Source organism: Pseudomonas sp. JS3066 (assembly GCF_036328175.1).
GTDB lineage: Bacteria > Pseudomonadota > Gammaproteobacteria > Pseudomonadales > Pseudomonadaceae > Metapseudomonas.
In genome coordinates this window covers 2860238-2875984 of the sequence record NZ_CP143312.1, presented here as the reverse complement: position 1 = coordinate 2875984, position 15747 = coordinate 2860238, and the positions used below count along the sequence as shown (strand labels likewise).

Sequence of the window (15747 nt, the reverse complement as noted above, 5' to 3'; positions counted from 1 at the left end):
CCTTTACTGCCAAGGAGCCATCCATGACTTTCAGCAACCTCGTTCCCGCCGGCGTCAACGAACTCGATCTGGAACTGCTGCGCCTGTCCATCCGCCTGTCCGAGGAGTCCCGCGAACGCGGCCGGCATCCGTTCGCCGCAGTTGTGGCCGATCGCAGCGGCAGGGTCATCGCCCAGGCCGGAAACAACTCCATGCCGCCGGAAGGCGACCCGACCCAGCACGCCGAACTGGCTGCGGCCGCCCAAGCCGCCAAGGTGTTGAGCCCTGATGAGCTGGCCCATTGCACGCTCTACACCAGCGCCGAACCCTGCTGCATGTGTGCTGGCGCGGTGTACTGGACTGGCATCGGGCGCGTGGTCTACGCATTGTCGGAACACGCGCTGCTGGGCCTGACCGGCGCCCATTCGGAGAACCCCACCTTCTCCCTGCCGTGTCGTGAGGTGTTCGCGCGCGGTCAGCGCGAAGTCGCTGTGCTGGGACCGATGCTGGAGACCGAAGCCGCTGCCGCTCATGAGGGGTTCTGGACGTGAGTGGTGGCATCTCCATCCATGTGGTGGATGTCGCCAGCGGCTCCGTGGCCCAGGGGCTTGCCCTGCGCCTGGAGCGGCTGGAGGGAGATGTGCGCGAGCTGATCTGCTCCGGCCGTATCGGCGTCAATGGTCTGCTGGACGAACTGGCTGGACTTACCGATCGCTGCCGTCCCGGTGTCTATGAAGTCCGTTTGCAAGTGGCGGACTTCTACCGGGCGCGTGGGGTGCAGCTGCCTGAGCCGCCGTTCCTCGACGAAGTGGTTTACCGCTTCGGCACCGCCGATGCCGCGCAGCATTACCACCTGCCATTCAAGCTCACCGGCTGGGGGCTTTCCTGCTTCCGTGGCGGGGCCTGAACGCTGCGCCTTTCGCAGGTTGAGTCGGGCGGCGTTCCGCGAGCGAAGCGAAACCCAACGAGTCACTGGCCCGGCCCATGTTGGGCTTCGCTGCGCTCAGACCAACCTACGGCAGGACTGCGTCCTGCCTCGCGAATGAATTCGCTCCCATCAGCGCTGTCTTTCATGCCATGTTTTCCCGGCATTAATCGCAAGGCAGCCCCCTTCATGAGCAACTTCGTTCCTCGCATCGTCATCCTTGTAACGCTCCTGGCCCTGGCCGCTTGCGGCACGCAACGACCGGAGGAGCTGGTGCTGCGACCGGCCGAGGTGCGTGCCAAGGTCGTGAAGCTGATGCCGGCCAAGGTGCCGGACCGCCAGGGTTGGGCCGCCGATATCCAGGCCGCCTTCGCCGCCCAGGACATCGCCCCCAGCGACAGCAACCTTTGCGCGGTGCTGGCTGTCACCGAGCAGGAGTCCACCTACCAGGTGGACCCACAAGTGCCCGGGCTGGCGAAGATCGCCCGGCAGGAAATTCTGCGCCGCGCCGGTGGCCTGCACGTACCGGCCTTCGTGGTGAACTCCGCCCTAAAGCTCGACTCGCCTACGGGCAAGACCTACGACCAGCGCCTGTCGGCCGCGCGCACGGAAAAGGAGCTGAGCGCCATTTTCGATGACTTCATCGGCATGGTGCCCCTCGGCCGGCAGCTGTTCGGCAACTTCAACCCGGTGCACACCGGCGGCCCGATGCAGGTGAGCATTGCCTTCGCCGAGGCCAGCGCCAAGGACTACCCCTACCCGGTCAAGGGTTCCATTCGCCAGGAAGTGTTTACCCGTCGTGGTGGCATGTACTTCGGCATCGCCCACTTGCTGGGCTACCCGGCGCACTACCCGAAGCAGCTGTACCGCTTCGCCGACTTCAACGCTGGCTGGTACGCCAGCCGTAACGCTGCCTTCCAGAGCGCAGTGAGCCTGGCCTCAGGGATTGCACTGGCGCTGGACGGTGACCTGGTCATCCACGGCTCCAGCAAGGCCGGCTCCACTGAGCTCGCAGCACGCGCGCTGCAGCGGCAACTGGATCTCAGCGATTCGGCCATCCGCCGTGCGCTGCTCAAAGGCGACACCCTGGAGTTCGAGGAAACCGACCTGTACGAGCGGGTGTTCGCCCTGGCCGAGAAAGTCGAGCGGCGCAAATTGCCCCGCGAGGTGATGCCGGGCATCGACCTGAAGAGCCCGAAGATCACCCGCAAGCTCACCACCAAGTGGTTTGCCGAGCGGGTGGATGGGCGCTACCAGGGCTGCATGAAACGCGCGTCAGGGCTCTGAGCGTCAGGTCAGAGGAAGGCCTTGGAGTAGGTGCCGCGTTCCATGTCCTGCATCTGCACGCTGAGTTGCACATCCAGGCCGTCGGGCTTGCTGAAATTCTGCTCGATGGCTTCCAGCACGCCACGGGAGAGCGCCTGCTTGACGTTCTCCGGGCGACCGGAAAGCAGCCACAGCGTGGCATGCACGAAGCCTCGACCATCGCAGGTGGTGCCCACCAGGAAATGCTCGTGGCGTACGGCGCGGCTCTTGATGTCCGCTTCGGAGAAATGGCCGGTTTCGGCCAGGAAGCCATTGCAGGCTGCGAGGGTGGCGGCGGCATCGAAGCCGGGGAGGTTCGCGCTGTATTCGATGACGAGATGGGGCATGGGGCGTTCCTGTTCTTTAGGTTGATCGTGTCCCGCTCGCCTCAGGCGCCCGGCTGTGAAGCGCTTTCTGCCTCCAGGGCGTGCCACAGCAAAGGCACCGCGCCCATCACCGCGCCCACTGGGAGGCGTCCGCCCGGGCCCCGGAGAATGCCGAACACCTCTTTCCGCAGGTGCGCCAGGTCGGTGTGGATCAGCCGCACGTAGCGAATCGCGCAGTGGCCCAGGTCGTTGGCTTCCAGTCCCTGGCGGGTGCGATTGAACAGGCACAGCTGCTTCAGGCGCAAGCGGGAAACCAGTGCTGGGAGGGCAGCGATCATGGGGGATGACTAAAGGTTATCGCGGGATCAGAAGCTCTCATTAGGCAGGCCTGTCGGGGATTCGTAAAGTCCCCGCCAACACCCAGCAATGAGAGTCATCGTCATGAGACTGATCCAGTTCGAGAGCACATCCGGCCAGCGCCATGTGGGCGTGATCGAGGGCGAGAGGGGGCAGTTGGTGCGCGGAGCCGCCACCACCCGCGCCCTGGCCCTGGCCGCCATCGCGGCGCGCTCCGGCCTGCAGGACGAAGTCCTGACTCGCGGCACCGAGCCCGGACCGAACTACCGCTTACTACTGGAATCCGCCGTTCGCGATGGCCACCTTCAACCCACCAGGTCAGGGAGACGAGCATGACCGTCATCACTGGTTTCAACTTCATCGCTGGCGGCCGCAGCGCCGCCGGCGCCGTCACCGTGCAGAGCTTCGATGCCACCAGCGGCGAAGCGCTGCCCCATGCCTTCCACCAGGCCACCGAAGCCGAGGTGGATGCCGCGGCGCGAGCTGCCGAGTCGGTCTATCCCGCTTTTCGCAGCCTGCCTGCCAGCCGCCGCGCCGAGTTCCTCGACGCCATTGCCGATGAACTGGACGCCCTGGGCGACGATTTCATCGCCACCGTGTGCCGCGAAACCGCGCTGCCAACCGGCCGCATCCAGGGCGAGCGCGGCCGCACCAGTGGCCAGATGCGCCTGTTCGCCACCGTGCTGCGCCGGGGCGATTTCTACGGCGCCCGCATCGACCGTGCGTTGCCGGAGCGCAAACCCCTGCCGCGCCCGGACCTGCGCCAGTACCGCATCGGTGTCGGCCCGGTTGCCGTGTTCGGCGCCAGTAACTTCCCCCTGGCCTTCTCCACGGCCGGTGGCGACACCGCCGCTGCCCTGGCCGCTGGTTGCCCGGTGGTGTTCAAGGCCCACAGCGGCCACATGGCAACTGCCGAATGGGTGGCCGATGCCATCGTTCGCGCGGCAGAGAAAACCGCCATGCCGGCGGGGGTGTTCAACATGATCTACGGCGGCGGAGTCGGCGAGTGGCTGGTCAAGCACCCGGCGATCCAGGCCGTGGGCTTCACGGGTTCTCTGCGCGGCGGTCGTGCCCTCTGCGACATGGCAGCGGCGCGTCCGCAGCCGATCCCGGTGTTCGCCGAGATGAGCAGCATCAACCCGGTCCTGCTGTTGCCCGAAGCCCTCAAGGCCCGTGGTGAGCAGGTCGCCGCCGAACTGGCCGCTTCCGTGGTGCTGGGGGCAGGGCAGTTCTGCACCAATCCTGGCCTGGTGATCGGCATCCGTTCGCCGGAGTTCAGTGCCTTCCTCGAACGGTTCGCCTCTCTCATGAGCGACCAACCGGCGCAGTCCCTGCTCAACGCTGGCGGCCTGAAGAGTTACTGCCATGGCCTGGAGAACTTTCACCAACACCCCGGCATCACTCACCTGGCGGGCAACCGGCAGGAAGGCAGCAAGGCCCAGGCCCAGCTGTTCAAGGCCAAGGCCAGCCTGCTGCTGGACGGGGATGAACTGCTTCAGGAAGAAGTATTCGGTCCTGCGACCGTGGTCGTCGAAGTGGCCGACAAGGCCGAACTCACCCGCGCCCTCCAGGGATTGCGCGGCCAGCTCACCGCCACCCTGATCGCCGAACCGACCGACCTTGCCGCCTTCGGTGAGCTTTCCAGCCTGCTGGAGCAGAAGGTCGGACGCTTGCTGCTCAACGGTTACCCGACCGGCGTGGAAGTCTGCGATGCCATGGTTCATGGTGGGCCGTACCCGGCCACCTCTGATGCACGCGGCACCTCGGTCGGAACCTTCGCCATCGACCGTTTCCTGCGTCCGGTGTGCTACCAGAATTACCCGGACGCGTTGCTGCCGGACGCGCTGAAGGACGCCAATCCGCTGGGCATTCAGCGGTTGGTTGACGGGCAGAGTACGCGCGACGCACTCCAGGGGTGACTCGTCGGGGCCACCACTGAAGCTCCATCCGGTGCAACGCCCGAGGCACGCGCCGGGTGGGGGATGCCGGCTTCATTCCGGGGGCTGCTAGATTCAGGAAGGTCGGCGAAGGTCCGGAGATCATTCCACCATGACTGAAGAACAGCAGAAAGAACGGCTGGATGACGATATTTGCGTCCATATCTTTGCTGCATCGGCGGCGATGGTCGGCGTCTGCATTACCGTCATCGGCATCTTCCAGGTCGTGGTTGCACTCAAACGCGAGGACGCGGTCGGGGACGACCTGCTGGCAATCAATGCCATCCTCTACCTGACCACGGCTATCCTCTCCTACTGGGGCCTGCGAACGCGGAAGTTGAATCGCAATCACCTGCTGGAGCAGGTGAGCGATGCCTTGTTCCTGATCGCCCTGGCCTTCACCACAGTGGTTGCCGGCCTGATTGCCTGGACCATTACCCTGGATTGAGTCGAACTTTTCGATTCAGTCGTCCGTCCCTGCGCGCGGCTTGGCTGCGGGGCTCGGGGTGTAGAACAGGAAACGCCTGGTCTGCGCAGTCTCGACGTACTCGTGGGCCCAATCCGGTGAAACGTCGCGGTCATGGAAGTACAGCGCGCCGCCGGTGCGGTCCTTCAGTTGGCCGTTGAGCGCCTTGCGCGCAATTTCCGTGGCCAGTTCGTAGCGATCTTCCTCCACCACTTCGTCGGGGCGGCCGTCGCACCACCAGGAAAACTGGCAGCTCTTGGTTTCCGAACCCTGCTTGACCACGGCGCAGACCGTATCGGGAAAGTCGTCGCTGGCCAGCCGGTTCATCACGACATTGGCGACCGCCTCCATTTCGTGCGGCGGCTCGCCCTTGGCTTCCCAGTAGATGGAGCGGGCGAGGCAGGTGATGGCGTCATCCAATGGCGCCTCGCCAGCCGGGTCAACCGCTTGTGCCTCGCTGGGGGTAATGGGGGCGGTCTTGCCGCTGGTTGGTGGTTCGTCCCTGGCTGCCTTCTCTTCCAGAACTTCGGCTTTGTTCTCTGCCGCCTGGGCCTTCTGCTGAGTGTCTGTGGCTGATGCGTAACCCCCCAGGAGCAAGGCGGCTACGCAGAGTGACCCTGCTATCCAGCGCATGTTGGACCTCGCTGATGCCATGACATCGAAGCCGTCACGTGACAGCGAGGAACGGGACGGCAGTCGGCGAGTATGCGTCGCTGGGCAGACCCGCTTGAGGGATAGACTGCGGCCCCTGCTATTCATTCCAACTAAAGGCACTGGAGCCCACGGGCGGCGTGGGCTCTCGCCGTTTCACCCGTTTTGTTCAGGGTGCCTGGTGGTCAGTGTTCCATCACATAGGTGCCGGGCGCTGCGCAGAGTGGCGGGTACTTGCGCGAGCCGGCTTTCTTCGGTGCCGCAAGGCTCTCGCCCGAGCGTTGCTGGATCCACTCACGCCAATGGGACCACCAACTGCCCTGTTGCCGCTCGCCGGCGTTCTGCAACCAGGATTCCGGGTCACTGAAACTGGCCGGCGCTGCATAGTAGAACGACTTCGGATTGCCCGGCGGGTTGACCAGGCTCTGCAGGTGCCCGGCATTGGACAGCACGTAGGTGGCGTCCTCGCCGAACAGGCGGGCCGTGCCGTAGCAGCCTTGCCACGGCGTGATGTGGTCGGTGGTGCCGCCGATCACGTAGGCACCGACCTTCACCTGGGTCATGTCGATGGATTCGCCGGCAATCGAAAGGGTTCCCGGATTGCTGTAGGGGTTCTGCTGGACCAGATCGAGGTAGTCCGCATGCAACTGTGCCGGCAAACGTGTGGTGTCGTTGTTCCAGGCGAGGATGTCGAAGGCGGGCGGCTTGTTGCCCAGCAGGTAGTTGTTGACCCAGTAGTTCCAGATCAGGTCGTTGGGGCGCATCCAGGCGAACATACGCGCCATGTCCTGGCCGCTCAGCACGCCCTTGCGCTTCGAACTGGCCTTGGCGGCACGCAGCGCGGCCGGAGTCGCGAATAGCCCGAGGGTGGTGTCGTCCAGCGCGGACGGCATGTCGAGCACGCACACTGCCCAGCTGGTATTGGCCACCTTGTGGCCCTCACCGCGGGCCGCGAGCCAGCCCAGGTAGGCCGCCAACGTGATTCCGCCGGAACAGGAGCCCCACATGTTCACGTCCGGGCTGCCGGTGATCTGGCGCGCCACATCCACCGCCTGATCGAGGCACAGGGCGTATTCGGACAGACCCCAGTCGCGGTGCTCGCTGGTGGGGTTGCGCCAGCTGATGACGAACAGGTTCACGCCGCTGTCCTGGATCCACTTGATCAGGCTTTTTTCCGGAGCGAGGTCGATGGCGTAGTACTTGTTGATCTGCGGCGGTGACATCACCAGGGGCCGCGCATAGGCGCTCCCGGTAGTGGGCGCGAACTGCAGCAGCTCGAACATCTCGTTACGGAACACCACCTCACCCTTGGATGTGGCGATGTTCTCCCCGACCTTGAACGATGTGCTGTCGACCTGCGACGGCAGCCCACGCTTGCCCAGGATGTCCTGGGCGAAGTGCCGAATGCCCCTGGCCAGGCTCAGGCCGCCTGTATCCACCAGCTTGCGCAAGGCCGCGGGGTTGGTAAGCGGTGAGTTGCTGGGGGCAATCGCGTCGGCCAGCAGGGACGCGACGAATTGGGCCCGGCTCTTTTCCAGCGGCGGTAGATCAGTGGATTCGATGAAACGGTTGAACTCGCCCTGGCCAGCCAGGTAGCTCTGCAACAGGGCACGCAGGAAGACGTTGGATTGCCATGCCGGATCAGCGAAACGCTTGTCCTTGGGGTCGGGTGCAATGGTGGAAGTGCCGCCGACGATGGCGCGCAGTTCCTTCAGGTACCCGCCCAGATGGGCGCCGGCCTTCAGCGGCGACTGGCCGAGTGCCTTGAGCAGATAGCCGGCCGAGCCCGCCAGGTCCGCAGCACGCACGCTGACCAGCGGATTGCCCGCCAGGGTCTGGTTCGTCGCCGTGCCAATCAGTTCATGTTGCTGCGGGTTGCAGGGGAGGTCGGCGTCTTTGCGGGGGCGACGGGGTTTGGTTGCTGCGGGGCGTTGCCTGGCAGTAGCGGTCTTCGGCGTACGGGGGGATGGGCTCATGAAACTCTCATTTTTCTTGTTCGGAAACGGTGGACGGCATCGACTCTAGGCCCCATGGGGCGCGGGAATCGTGCATCCCACGACAGGCGTTTTTCATTTCATGACAGGGGTCGGGCGGTCCGACGAGGGGCGCGCGCCATTCCAAGGAGCGGAGGGCCGCGAATAGCCGAATTGGCCTGGTTGCAGGCGTCGGTGCGCGTCGGGCCTGTCAGGCGCAGACCCTCGCGGGAGAGAAAAACGGGGGAGAAGGGTGGGAGGCCCGCCTGCGTTACCCGGCCTGCGAGCCCATGACCCTCGCCAGGTTTTCTGGCTGCGGCACGCCCTGCTGTACTACTTTCCCTGCTCTTCGAGGGATTCCAGGGCGCGCGCCAGGCTTGCCTGCGAAAGCTCACCCAGGTGGCTGCCGATCTGGCGGCCACCGGTGTCGTAGAACAGCGTGGTGGGCAGCGCCATGGAGCCCACCCGCTGGCCCAGCCGGTTGCCGCTATCGAGCAGGACGTTGTCCAGGACCAGACTTTCACCATCCAGGAAACGGCTGACGGCTTCAGCTGTCTCGCCCTGGTTGACGAAGAGGAACAGCGTGTCGGGATGGGCGGCTTGCGCTGCAGCCAGCACTGGCATCTCGCGTCGGCAAGGTGGGCACCAAGTGGCCCAGAGATTGATCACCAACGGCTTGCCGGCAAGGTTTTGCAATGCCACGGGGCGACCCTCGATATCCATCAGGGCCAGTTCCGGCAGGCGTGTGCCGCGATCGAGTGCGTGCCAGGTGAGGGTGCCCAGCCCCCAACTCGCCACGCCGACAGCCATGGCGATGCCCAGCGGCTTGCGTATGGCGGGCATGCGCCACAGCAGCCAGCCACCCAGGAGCAGGGCGGCAAGCACGCCCGGCCAAGCAATGAAACCGCCGTCGCGGATGTCGATCACCCGCCAGGGCTCCTCGCGGAAGTGCTCGAAATAGGCAACCACGAAGACCAGTCTCGCCACCAGCAACGCCAACAGCAGCAGGCGGAATAGCCAGCGCTCCGGGTTTTGGCCGTTGCGCCGGCCTATCCACCAGCCGGTGAGGGTGGCCAGCAGCAGGCTACCGAGAATCAGCACATGGGGCAGTGCCAGGGCCAGGGGTCCAATGTTCAGGGTCAGCATCGGCCACTCCGAGCCAATACTTCGACCGCCCCCTGCACCTTGTTCGTGTACCAGATCACCCGGCTCACGCCACGCGTGATGGCCACGTAGGCCAGACGCAGGCTTTCGTCCTGCATGGCCTGGTCGTAGCTGTTGCGGAAGAACCCCGAGTAGGCATAGAGCGCATTGCGCAGCGGGTGTTTCTCCGGCGGTGCGCAGTCGTCGACGATGATCGCCACTTCCGCCTGCAAGCCCTTGGCTCGGTGGATGCTGTAGGCTCGCACCGGCAGCGCCGAATCGAGCTGGGCCTGTATCTGCCGGAGTGGTTCGTTGCGCCGGGAGAGCAGCAGCACGGGATTGCGGTCGGCATTCGTGCGGCTCGCCACATGGGTGCACTGGGCCTGGATGTCCTGCACCAGCTCGGGCAGGCGCGTCTTGAGGTCGAAGCGGCTCACCAGCTTCACACCGTGGTCGCCTGGCTGCATGGCCTTGAACGCCTTGCTGCCCTTGGCCTGCTTGAAGGCCACGCCCTCCAGCACCGCTTCACCATCCCGCAGAATCGGCTCGATGGAGCGGTAGTTGGTTTCCAGCGTCAGCACGGTGCTCTTCTTCGTCTTGCCCTTGCTGGGGAAGTGTCGGTCGAAGTCCATGAACAGCTCCGGCGAGCTGCCACGCCAGCCGTAGATGGACTGCCAGTCGTCGCCAATGGCCATCAGGCTTACCGTTTGACCCTGTCGCGCCAGCGCGCGATGCAGTGCCTGCAGCCACTGGACGATCTGCGGCGAGATGTCCTGGAACTCGTCGATCAGCAGATGGCAGAAGGGCGCCAGGGCCTCGCCGGGCAGGCCGTTACCCTTGGCCAGCACTTCTCCCAGGCGCTGGAAAGCGGCATTGAAAGTCATCAGTCCCTGCTGTTGCAGCACGGCCTCGAAGTGCTTCCAGAACTGCACCAGGGCCTCGACGAAGGCGCGCTCTCGTGCCGAGCAGGCCAGGGCTCGGGGTTTCAGGCGGTCGAGGCGGATGCCGATGCTCTCCATGAACCCGGCCTGCATGTAGAAGGCTTCGAATAGCGGCAGCGGGGTGAATTCGCCGGCCAGCTTGAAGCTGTCCAGTGGTGCCTTGGGTATCCGTTGGGGCTCGCCCTCGACCGGGGCAGGCAGGGGCGGCAGGTCCAGCAAGCTATGCACCCGCTCGCGGAAGTCCGCATTGGCCGCGTAGCAATCCTGGTAGGCCTGCTGCAACAGGCGCTGTTGGGCCGGGCGGAGTCGCCCGGCGAGCAGTGGGTTGTCCAGCTCGCCGCTGCCGGCTTCGTCCAGTTGCTCGAACCAGCGCGGATTGCCCAGCAGCTCCTTGGCCAGGGTGCCCATGGCCGAGTGGAAGGTGCGCACGCACTGCCGAGCCTGGGCGGCATCGAAGGGGAACTGCCAGAAGGCCAGAACTCTGAGCAATTGCTCGCGGAGCTGGGCGCAGGAGGCATTGGTAAAGGAAATGACCGTGAGCCGCTCCGGCGCCACACCCATGTGGCAGAGCATGAAAACCACCCGCAGCACCAGTGTGGTGGACTTGCCGGAACCGGCACCGGCAAAGATGCGCGTGAGCGGGGCGCGGCCGAGGATCATCGCCCATTGCTCATCGGACGGCGGGCTGACCACCCCGGCGGCCACGGCCTGGACCACGCGCTCGCGCATGGCCTCCATCTGCGCGTCGGTCACCTTCATCCGCGCGCCGGCGTAGATGCCTTCGTCGGCAGGTTTCTCCGGCTTGGCGGGGCCATCGCCAGCGGCGGCCTTCCTGGTGCCTGCGGCCTTGGTCTTGCCGGCACTGGCGGACTTCTTCGCCCTTGGTGTGGGCTTGCGCATCTGGGCGGCCGCTTCACTCTCGGCGCGCAGGTACTCGGTGGTTCGCGGGAAGTAACGCGCCAGGGCGCGTTTCATGGCAGACAGCATTGGATCGATCCCTGTAACCACGACAAAGCGCGGAATTCTAAGCGCTTTTGCGTGAAGACTGGATGATGGCGGATTGGCTTCAGGGGGCTAGGAGCATGTGGGTATGTGCCCGAAGTCGGCTTTTCCCTTGTGGGAGCGAATTCATTCGCGAAAGGGCAGCGGAGCTGCCTCTGGGGCTACCGGGCCGGTCTTCGACCTGCATCGCGATTGAAATCGCTCCCACAGTACCAGCACGGTGCCACCGCACTTCGTGGGGGCGAATTCATTCGCCAAGGGTGGCGTAGCCGCCCTGCGAGGTTGGGTTGGCGAACCTGCAGTCCGCCTGGCAATTCAAATCGCCCCCATGGTTGCCCGTAGGGTGCGCTGTGCGCACAAACCCCAATGCCCGGTGCGCGTGGCGCACCCTACCATCGGACACGGTTTCGTTCTTCAGGCTGGCGCGTGGTGCTGCCACCACTGGTGAATGGCGCTGGCCAGCTCGCCCACTGACAGGGTGCCGTCAAGGATCAGGGTCAGGGGTTCGTCCAGCGGTTCTTCCAGATCCGCGAACTGACTGTCCAGCAGGCTGACCGGCATGAAATGCCCGCGGCGCTGTGCCATGCGCTCGGCGGCGGCTGTGGGGGAGAGTTGCAGGTAGGCAAACCCCAGCGCCGGAATGGCATGGCGCAGGCCATCGCGATAGCTGCGCTTGAGGGCAGAACAGGTAAGGATGGGATGCTCGCCAGCGCGGTAGGTCTGCTTCAGCTGTTTTTCGAGCGCATGCAGCCAACTGGCGCGGTCCTTGTCGGTCAAGGGCAGGCCGGCGCTCATCTTCTGGATGTTGCGGTCGGGGTGGAAGGCATCCCCCTCGATCAGCCGCGCCCCAGTGCGCACCTCCAGCGCCCGGGCCACGGCGGACTTCCCGCTACCGGCAACACCCATGATCACTACTGCGTTTATGGGCTCGTACATCGCGATATCTCTGCTGCTGGTACTTAAACCATAGGCAATGGCAGCGAAAAGAGGGTTTCAGCCGCTTGTTCGAGGGTCGCGAGGACTATCCGCAGGATGGGTAGGGCGAAGCGAACCCATCCTGCCCGATTGATGGGATTCGCAGATGCGCGGAACACCGCCCGACCCATCCTGCGATGGAGCGAGGCGTCAGCTGGCGAGGGCTGCCTGGCCCCACAACCCCCGCACCACCTCCTGACTCTCCCACCTGCTTGGCTGGTCCCTTGGCGGCACCCTGGACTGGCGCTGCTCGCCACTACTGGCCCCGGACCTCTCAGGCCTCGCACCGGTTCTGGTCTAACTCGTCGGGCTCGACCCGCTGCACGACGAAGGCGTGGCCTATGCGCAGAAGCCTGAAGCTGCGGGTAACGAGGTGAAGCTGCTCAGCCAGGCTGGCCTGACCCATGATTTCCTGCCAATGGCGGGGCTGCTGTCCGAGGTGGAAGGGATTCACCTGGAAGTAGTGGAGTGGGTGGCGGGGAAGCTCGTGGGCTGAAGGCCTCCGTCAGGCTTGCCTTGCCATTCTTGTGGGGACGAACTCATTCGCCAAGGGCGGCGCAGCTGTCCCTTGCAACGCTCTGGGGAGAACCTTCGGTCCGCTTAGAGATTGATATTGCTAACACAAGGTTTGGTCAGGACTCGTGCTTCCTAAAAACAATCGCGACTTTATTGTTTGCGCTTTAGAACGCAAGAGTTCCGGCATATTGTCGAAATCAGCCGCTGTGGTATCTGTATCGTCCAGACAAATCGGTAATGGCATTACCGTCGCTCACCAGCTTAATTTATGAGTAGTTCTAGTCGATACGCGTCTGGGGTCGGGCGCTTGCCCCGATCATTACCAATGAAAGGACTGGCATTACCTATGCGCATTATGGTCGTGGACGACGATCCCTGGCTGTCTGATCTGCTCAAGCAAATGATCCATGCATCCCGGCCGACAGCTGAGGTGGACAGATTTGATCGTGTGCAGGATGCACTGGATGCATGGGAGCTGGGGCGTTACCAGTTGGTACTGGCTGACTGGAATCTGCCCGATGGCACGGGTATCGAGCTACTCCAGCACATTCGTGATGAGGACCTGGAGATACCGCTGGTGGTCGTTACCGGGCGCTCGGACCGCGAAAGTGTGCTGGAGGTGAGAAAGCTCGGGATCAGTGCCTACATATCCAAACCCTTCGATATTCCTTCGGTGATGACCAGGATCGAGGCCCTCCTGCCAAAGGACGAGTCCGCGCCCGAGCAGTCCCTTGGCGACGGTGACCTGGATGGCTACTTGAGTCGCCTGTCGGCTATCGATCTGGACCTGCCACTACTGTCCACGGTCAAGGAGCGGCTTCAACAGGCGTTCAACGGGGTACCGGTGGATTTTCGCGAACTGACTGCCCAGTGGCAGCATGATCCGGCGATCTGTGCCTACTTGATCTCCGCCGCCAGTAGCGCGGCCTATAGCAGCACGGCGCAGCCTTGCCACAGCCTGGCGGAAGCGCTGAAGCGCCTGGGTGGGCGGACGGCCTTGAACCTTGCCATTGCCGTGGCCCTGCGTCAGGCGTCTACGTCGGATGATCCTTTGATCGGATTGATGATGGAGGAGCAGTTTGCAGCTTCTGAGCGTCTGGCCGAGCGTGTAGTGGGTCTCGCCCGGCAGGGCAGTCTCGATCCTGCGCCATTCCATGCCGCAGCGTTGCTGCACCGGATTGGTGAACTGTGCGTGCTCTATCAGGCTCAGCGCTGGGGCAGTCAGGGTAATCATGTCGACGACAACAAACTCTTGTCGGCGATCAAGACCTATGGACGCTCGTTTGCGATTGCCCTGAAGGCTCACTGGGCCCTGCCGATGGGCCTGCGTGAGTTGATCGGTGCCGTTTACGCCCTGCCTCAGTCCCATTTCCGCCGGGAGTTGGTTGTCATGCGTCTGGCGGCAGCGCTCGGTAGCGGAGAGTCGCCGGAGGCGATTGAACGTCTCAAGGCGCTGGCGGGCATTTCTTGAGCGAGCTTACTGGCTGAGTTGGTCTAGTCTCTCCAGCAGAAAGGGATTTCCGGGAGTTCGGCATGCTAGATTTTGCGGCAAAGATGGGCCCGGTCATCCTGATCGTGGATGATCAATCAACTGACCTGGATATCCTTCGCGAAGCCGTGGCCGACCTTGGCAAGGTCCATGTCGCCAGCGATGGGCAGATTGCTCTCGAGGTCGCTGGGTTCTGTCGCCCCGATCTGATTCTGATGGATATCGAGATGCCCGGTATGGATGGTTTCGCACTCTGCCGGGCGCTCAAGGCCGACCCCAAACTCTGCGACGCCGCCATTCTTTTCGTCACCTCCCATACCCAGACCGACAATGAGATCCGTGCGCTGGACTTCGGAGGGGTCGACTTCATCCAGAAGCCCCTGAACATTCCGGTGGTGCGTGCGCATGTGCGCGCCCATCTCAATCTGCGCAATGAGGCCAAGCGACTGGCCTACTACGACCCGCTTACCGGCCTGCCCAACCGGGTACTGTTGATGGACCGCGTCGAGCAGGCCCTTCAGCAGGCGTCGCGAAATGGTGGCAAGGTCGCCCTGTTGCTGCTCGACCTCGATCATTTCAAGAGCATCAACGATTCAGTAGGCCACTCGGTCGGGGACGCCATCCTGGCAGAGGTCGCAGAGCGGTTGAGCGGCAGTGTCCGTCGAATCGATACCGTGAGCCGGCCTGGCGGCGACGAGTTCGTGGTCCTGCTACCCGAGGTGACGCGGCTGGATGCCATCGGCGACTTCGTCGAGCGCGTGCTTGCAATTCTCGCAGCACCGATAGAAATCTGTGGCAACCGCTACAACCTCTCCACCAGTGCGGGCGTGAGCGTCTATCCCGACGACAGCGATAGCCTGGAAGCGCTCTACAGCCATGCCGACACTGCCATGTACCAGGCCAAGCGTCAGGGGCGAAACCGCTACCGCTTCTTTTCCCATGCCCTGGAGGACAGCACCCGTGCCCGGCATCTATTGGAGCAGCACATGCGCAGCGCCCTTGAACAGGGCATTTTCGAGGTTTTCTATCAGCCCAAGCTGGATGCGCGGGATAGGACCTTCTGCGGAATGGAAGCCCTGATCCGCTGGCGCCAGCCTGACGGAACCCTTGTGTCGCCGGCGGACTTCATCCCGGTTGCCGAGGAAACCGGCTTGATCGTCCCGCTGGGCCGGCACGTCCTGTCCCAGGCCTGCAAGGACGGCTGGAGCCTGCTTCAGACGGGGGTGCAGGTTCCTGTCAGCGTCAACATCTCGGCCGTGCAGTTTCGCGAGGACAGGTTCTTCGAGATGGTGCACGGGATCCTTGAAGATTCGGCTCTTCCACCCTCCCTGCTGGAGCTGGAAATCACCGAGGGCGTACTGGCCGACGATATCGCCAAGGCACGGGAAGTGCTGGATGCCTTGAAGGCACTTGGTGTCCGGGTGGCCATCGATGACTTCGGCACCGGCTATTCCAGCCTGACGTACCTCAAGCGGTTGCCAATCGACGTGCTCAAGATCGACCAGAGCTTCGTTCGCGACATGCTGGATGACCGCAGCGATGCTGCGATCATCGAAGCCATTGTGCGGATGGGCCAGGCTTTAGGGTTGGAGCTGATCGCCGAAGGTGTTGAGACTCAACGGCAGGCAGATAGGCTCATGGAGCTGGGATGCTGGCTGATGCAGGGTTACCTCTATGGCCGTCCGATGCCATTTGCCCAACTTAAACTCCTGCTCGAATCCGGCAGCCTGAAACGGGCTTAGACCGGAAACCTTATTCCCGT

The 15747-nt window shown here is 63.8% G+C and carries 15 protein-coding genes and 1 pseudogene; 9 read left to right on the top strand and 7 right to left on the bottom strand.

Going from position 1 to position 15747, the window contains the following annotated elements; translation table 11 throughout:
* The first annotated feature begins 23 nt into the window (after window positions 1-23).
* From SA496_RS13360 to SA496_RS13350, 3 genes are all read left to right on the top strand, one after another.
* Window positions 24-530 (top strand): nucleoside deaminase, encoded by a 507-nt coding sequence (locus SA496_RS13360; RefSeq protein WP_330115554.1) that lies wholly within the window; start codon window positions 24-26, stop codon window positions 528-530.
* Window positions 527-886: a hydroxyisourate hydrolase gene (locus SA496_RS13355; protein ID WP_120650793.1), complete on the top strand. Its 360-nt coding sequence runs from the start codon at window positions 527-529 to the stop codon at window positions 884-886. The genes SA496_RS13360 and SA496_RS13355 overlap by 4 nt, the downstream gene beginning before the upstream one ends.
* Window positions 887-1093: 207 nt before the next feature.
* On the top strand, window positions 1094-2191 hold the full coding sequence (locus SA496_RS13350) for a DUF1615 domain-containing protein (protein WP_162945800.1): 1098 nt from the start codon (window positions 1094-1096) through the stop codon (window positions 2189-2191).
* An 8-nt stretch (window positions 2192-2199) separates the two neighbouring features.
* Here SA496_RS13350 and SA496_RS13345 read toward each other — a convergent pair whose 3' ends face one another.
* Together SA496_RS13345 and SA496_RS13340 are read right to left on the bottom strand one after the other, a co-directional pair.
* A complete protein-coding gene (locus SA496_RS13345; RefSeq protein ID WP_330115553.1) occupies window positions 2200-2556 on the bottom strand; it encodes a 5-carboxymethyl-2-hydroxymuconate Delta-isomerase in 357 nt (118 codons plus the stop codon).
* 50 nt (window positions 2557-2606) lie between these two features.
* A pseudogene (locus SA496_RS13340) lies at window positions 2607-2873 on the bottom strand (LysR family transcriptional regulator); the annotation flags it as partial.
* Window positions 2874-2976: 103 nt separating this feature from the next.
* Between SA496_RS13340 and SA496_RS13335 the strand changes: the two are divergent.
* The 3 genes from SA496_RS13335 to SA496_RS13325 all read left to right on the top strand — a co-directional run bounded on the left by SA496_RS13335 (window position 2977) and on the right by SA496_RS13325 (window position 5277).
* Entirely contained in the window at window positions 2977-3228 is a 252-nt protein-coding gene (locus tag SA496_RS13335) for a hypothetical protein (RefSeq protein WP_153921747.1), read from the top strand.
* Window positions 3225-4811, top strand: a complete 1587-nt coding sequence (locus SA496_RS13330; RefSeq protein ID WP_330115552.1) for an aldehyde dehydrogenase (NADP(+)) — start codon at window positions 3225-3227, stop codon at window positions 4809-4811. The genes SA496_RS13335 and SA496_RS13330 overlap by 4 nt, the downstream gene beginning before the upstream one ends.
* 130 nt (window positions 4812-4941) lie before the next feature.
* Window positions 4942-5277 (top strand): hypothetical protein, encoded by a 336-nt coding sequence (locus SA496_RS13325; RefSeq protein WP_330115551.1) that lies wholly within the window; start codon window positions 4942-4944, stop codon window positions 5275-5277.
* A gap of 15 nt (window positions 5278-5292) precedes the next feature.
* Here SA496_RS13325 and SA496_RS13320 read toward each other — a convergent pair whose 3' ends face one another.
* The 5 genes from SA496_RS13320 to SA496_RS13300 all read right to left on the bottom strand — a co-directional run bounded on the left by SA496_RS13320 (window position 5293) and on the right by SA496_RS13300 (window position 11941).
* Complete coding sequence (locus tag SA496_RS13320; protein ID WP_153921753.1) at window positions 5293-5928, bottom strand: cell wall hydrolase; 636 nt, start codon at window positions 5926-5928, stop codon at window positions 5293-5295.
* Window positions 5929-6131: 203 nt separating this feature from the next.
* Window positions 6132-7922 carry an alpha/beta fold hydrolase gene (locus SA496_RS13315; protein WP_330115550.1) on the bottom strand — a complete coding sequence of 597 codons (1791 nt, stop codon included), beginning with the start codon at window positions 7920-7922 and terminating at the stop codon, window positions 6132-6134.
* Window positions 7923-8252: 330 nt separating this feature from the next.
* A complete protein-coding gene (locus tag SA496_RS13310) occupies window positions 8253-9065 on the bottom strand; it encodes a TlpA family protein disulfide reductase (protein ID WP_330115549.1) in 813 nt (270 codons plus the stop codon).
* A complete protein-coding gene (locus tag SA496_RS13305) occupies window positions 9059-10990 on the bottom strand; it encodes a DEAD/DEAH box helicase (protein ID WP_120650800.1) in 1932 nt (643 codons plus the stop codon). The genes SA496_RS13310 and SA496_RS13305 overlap by 7 nt, the downstream gene beginning before the upstream one ends.
* 429 nt (window positions 10991-11419) lie before the next feature.
* On the bottom strand, window positions 11420-11941 hold the full coding sequence (locus SA496_RS13300; RefSeq protein WP_120650801.1) for a gluconokinase: 522 nt from the start codon (window positions 11939-11941) through the stop codon (window positions 11420-11422).
* Window positions 11942-12299: 358 nt separating this feature from the next.
* Here SA496_RS13300 and SA496_RS13295 point away from each other — a divergent pair, with 358 nt between their 5' ends.
* From SA496_RS13295 to SA496_RS13285, 3 genes are all read left to right on the top strand, one after another.
* Window positions 12300-12476: a hypothetical protein gene (locus SA496_RS13295; RefSeq protein ID WP_330115641.1), complete on the top strand. Its 177-nt coding sequence runs from the start codon at window positions 12300-12302 to the stop codon at window positions 12474-12476.
* Between the two features lie 345 nt (window positions 12477-12821).
* Window positions 12822-13967: a response regulator gene (locus tag SA496_RS13290; RefSeq protein ID WP_178123593.1), complete on the top strand. Its 1146-nt coding sequence runs from the start codon at window positions 12822-12824 to the stop codon at window positions 13965-13967.
* 62 nt (window positions 13968-14029) lie between these two features.
* Window positions 14030-15727 carry a two-component system response regulator gene (locus tag SA496_RS13285; protein ID WP_153921767.1) on the top strand — a complete coding sequence of 566 codons (1698 nt, stop codon included), beginning with the start codon at window positions 14030-14032 and terminating at the stop codon, window positions 15725-15727.
* Window positions 15728-15747: the final 20 nt, after the last annotated feature.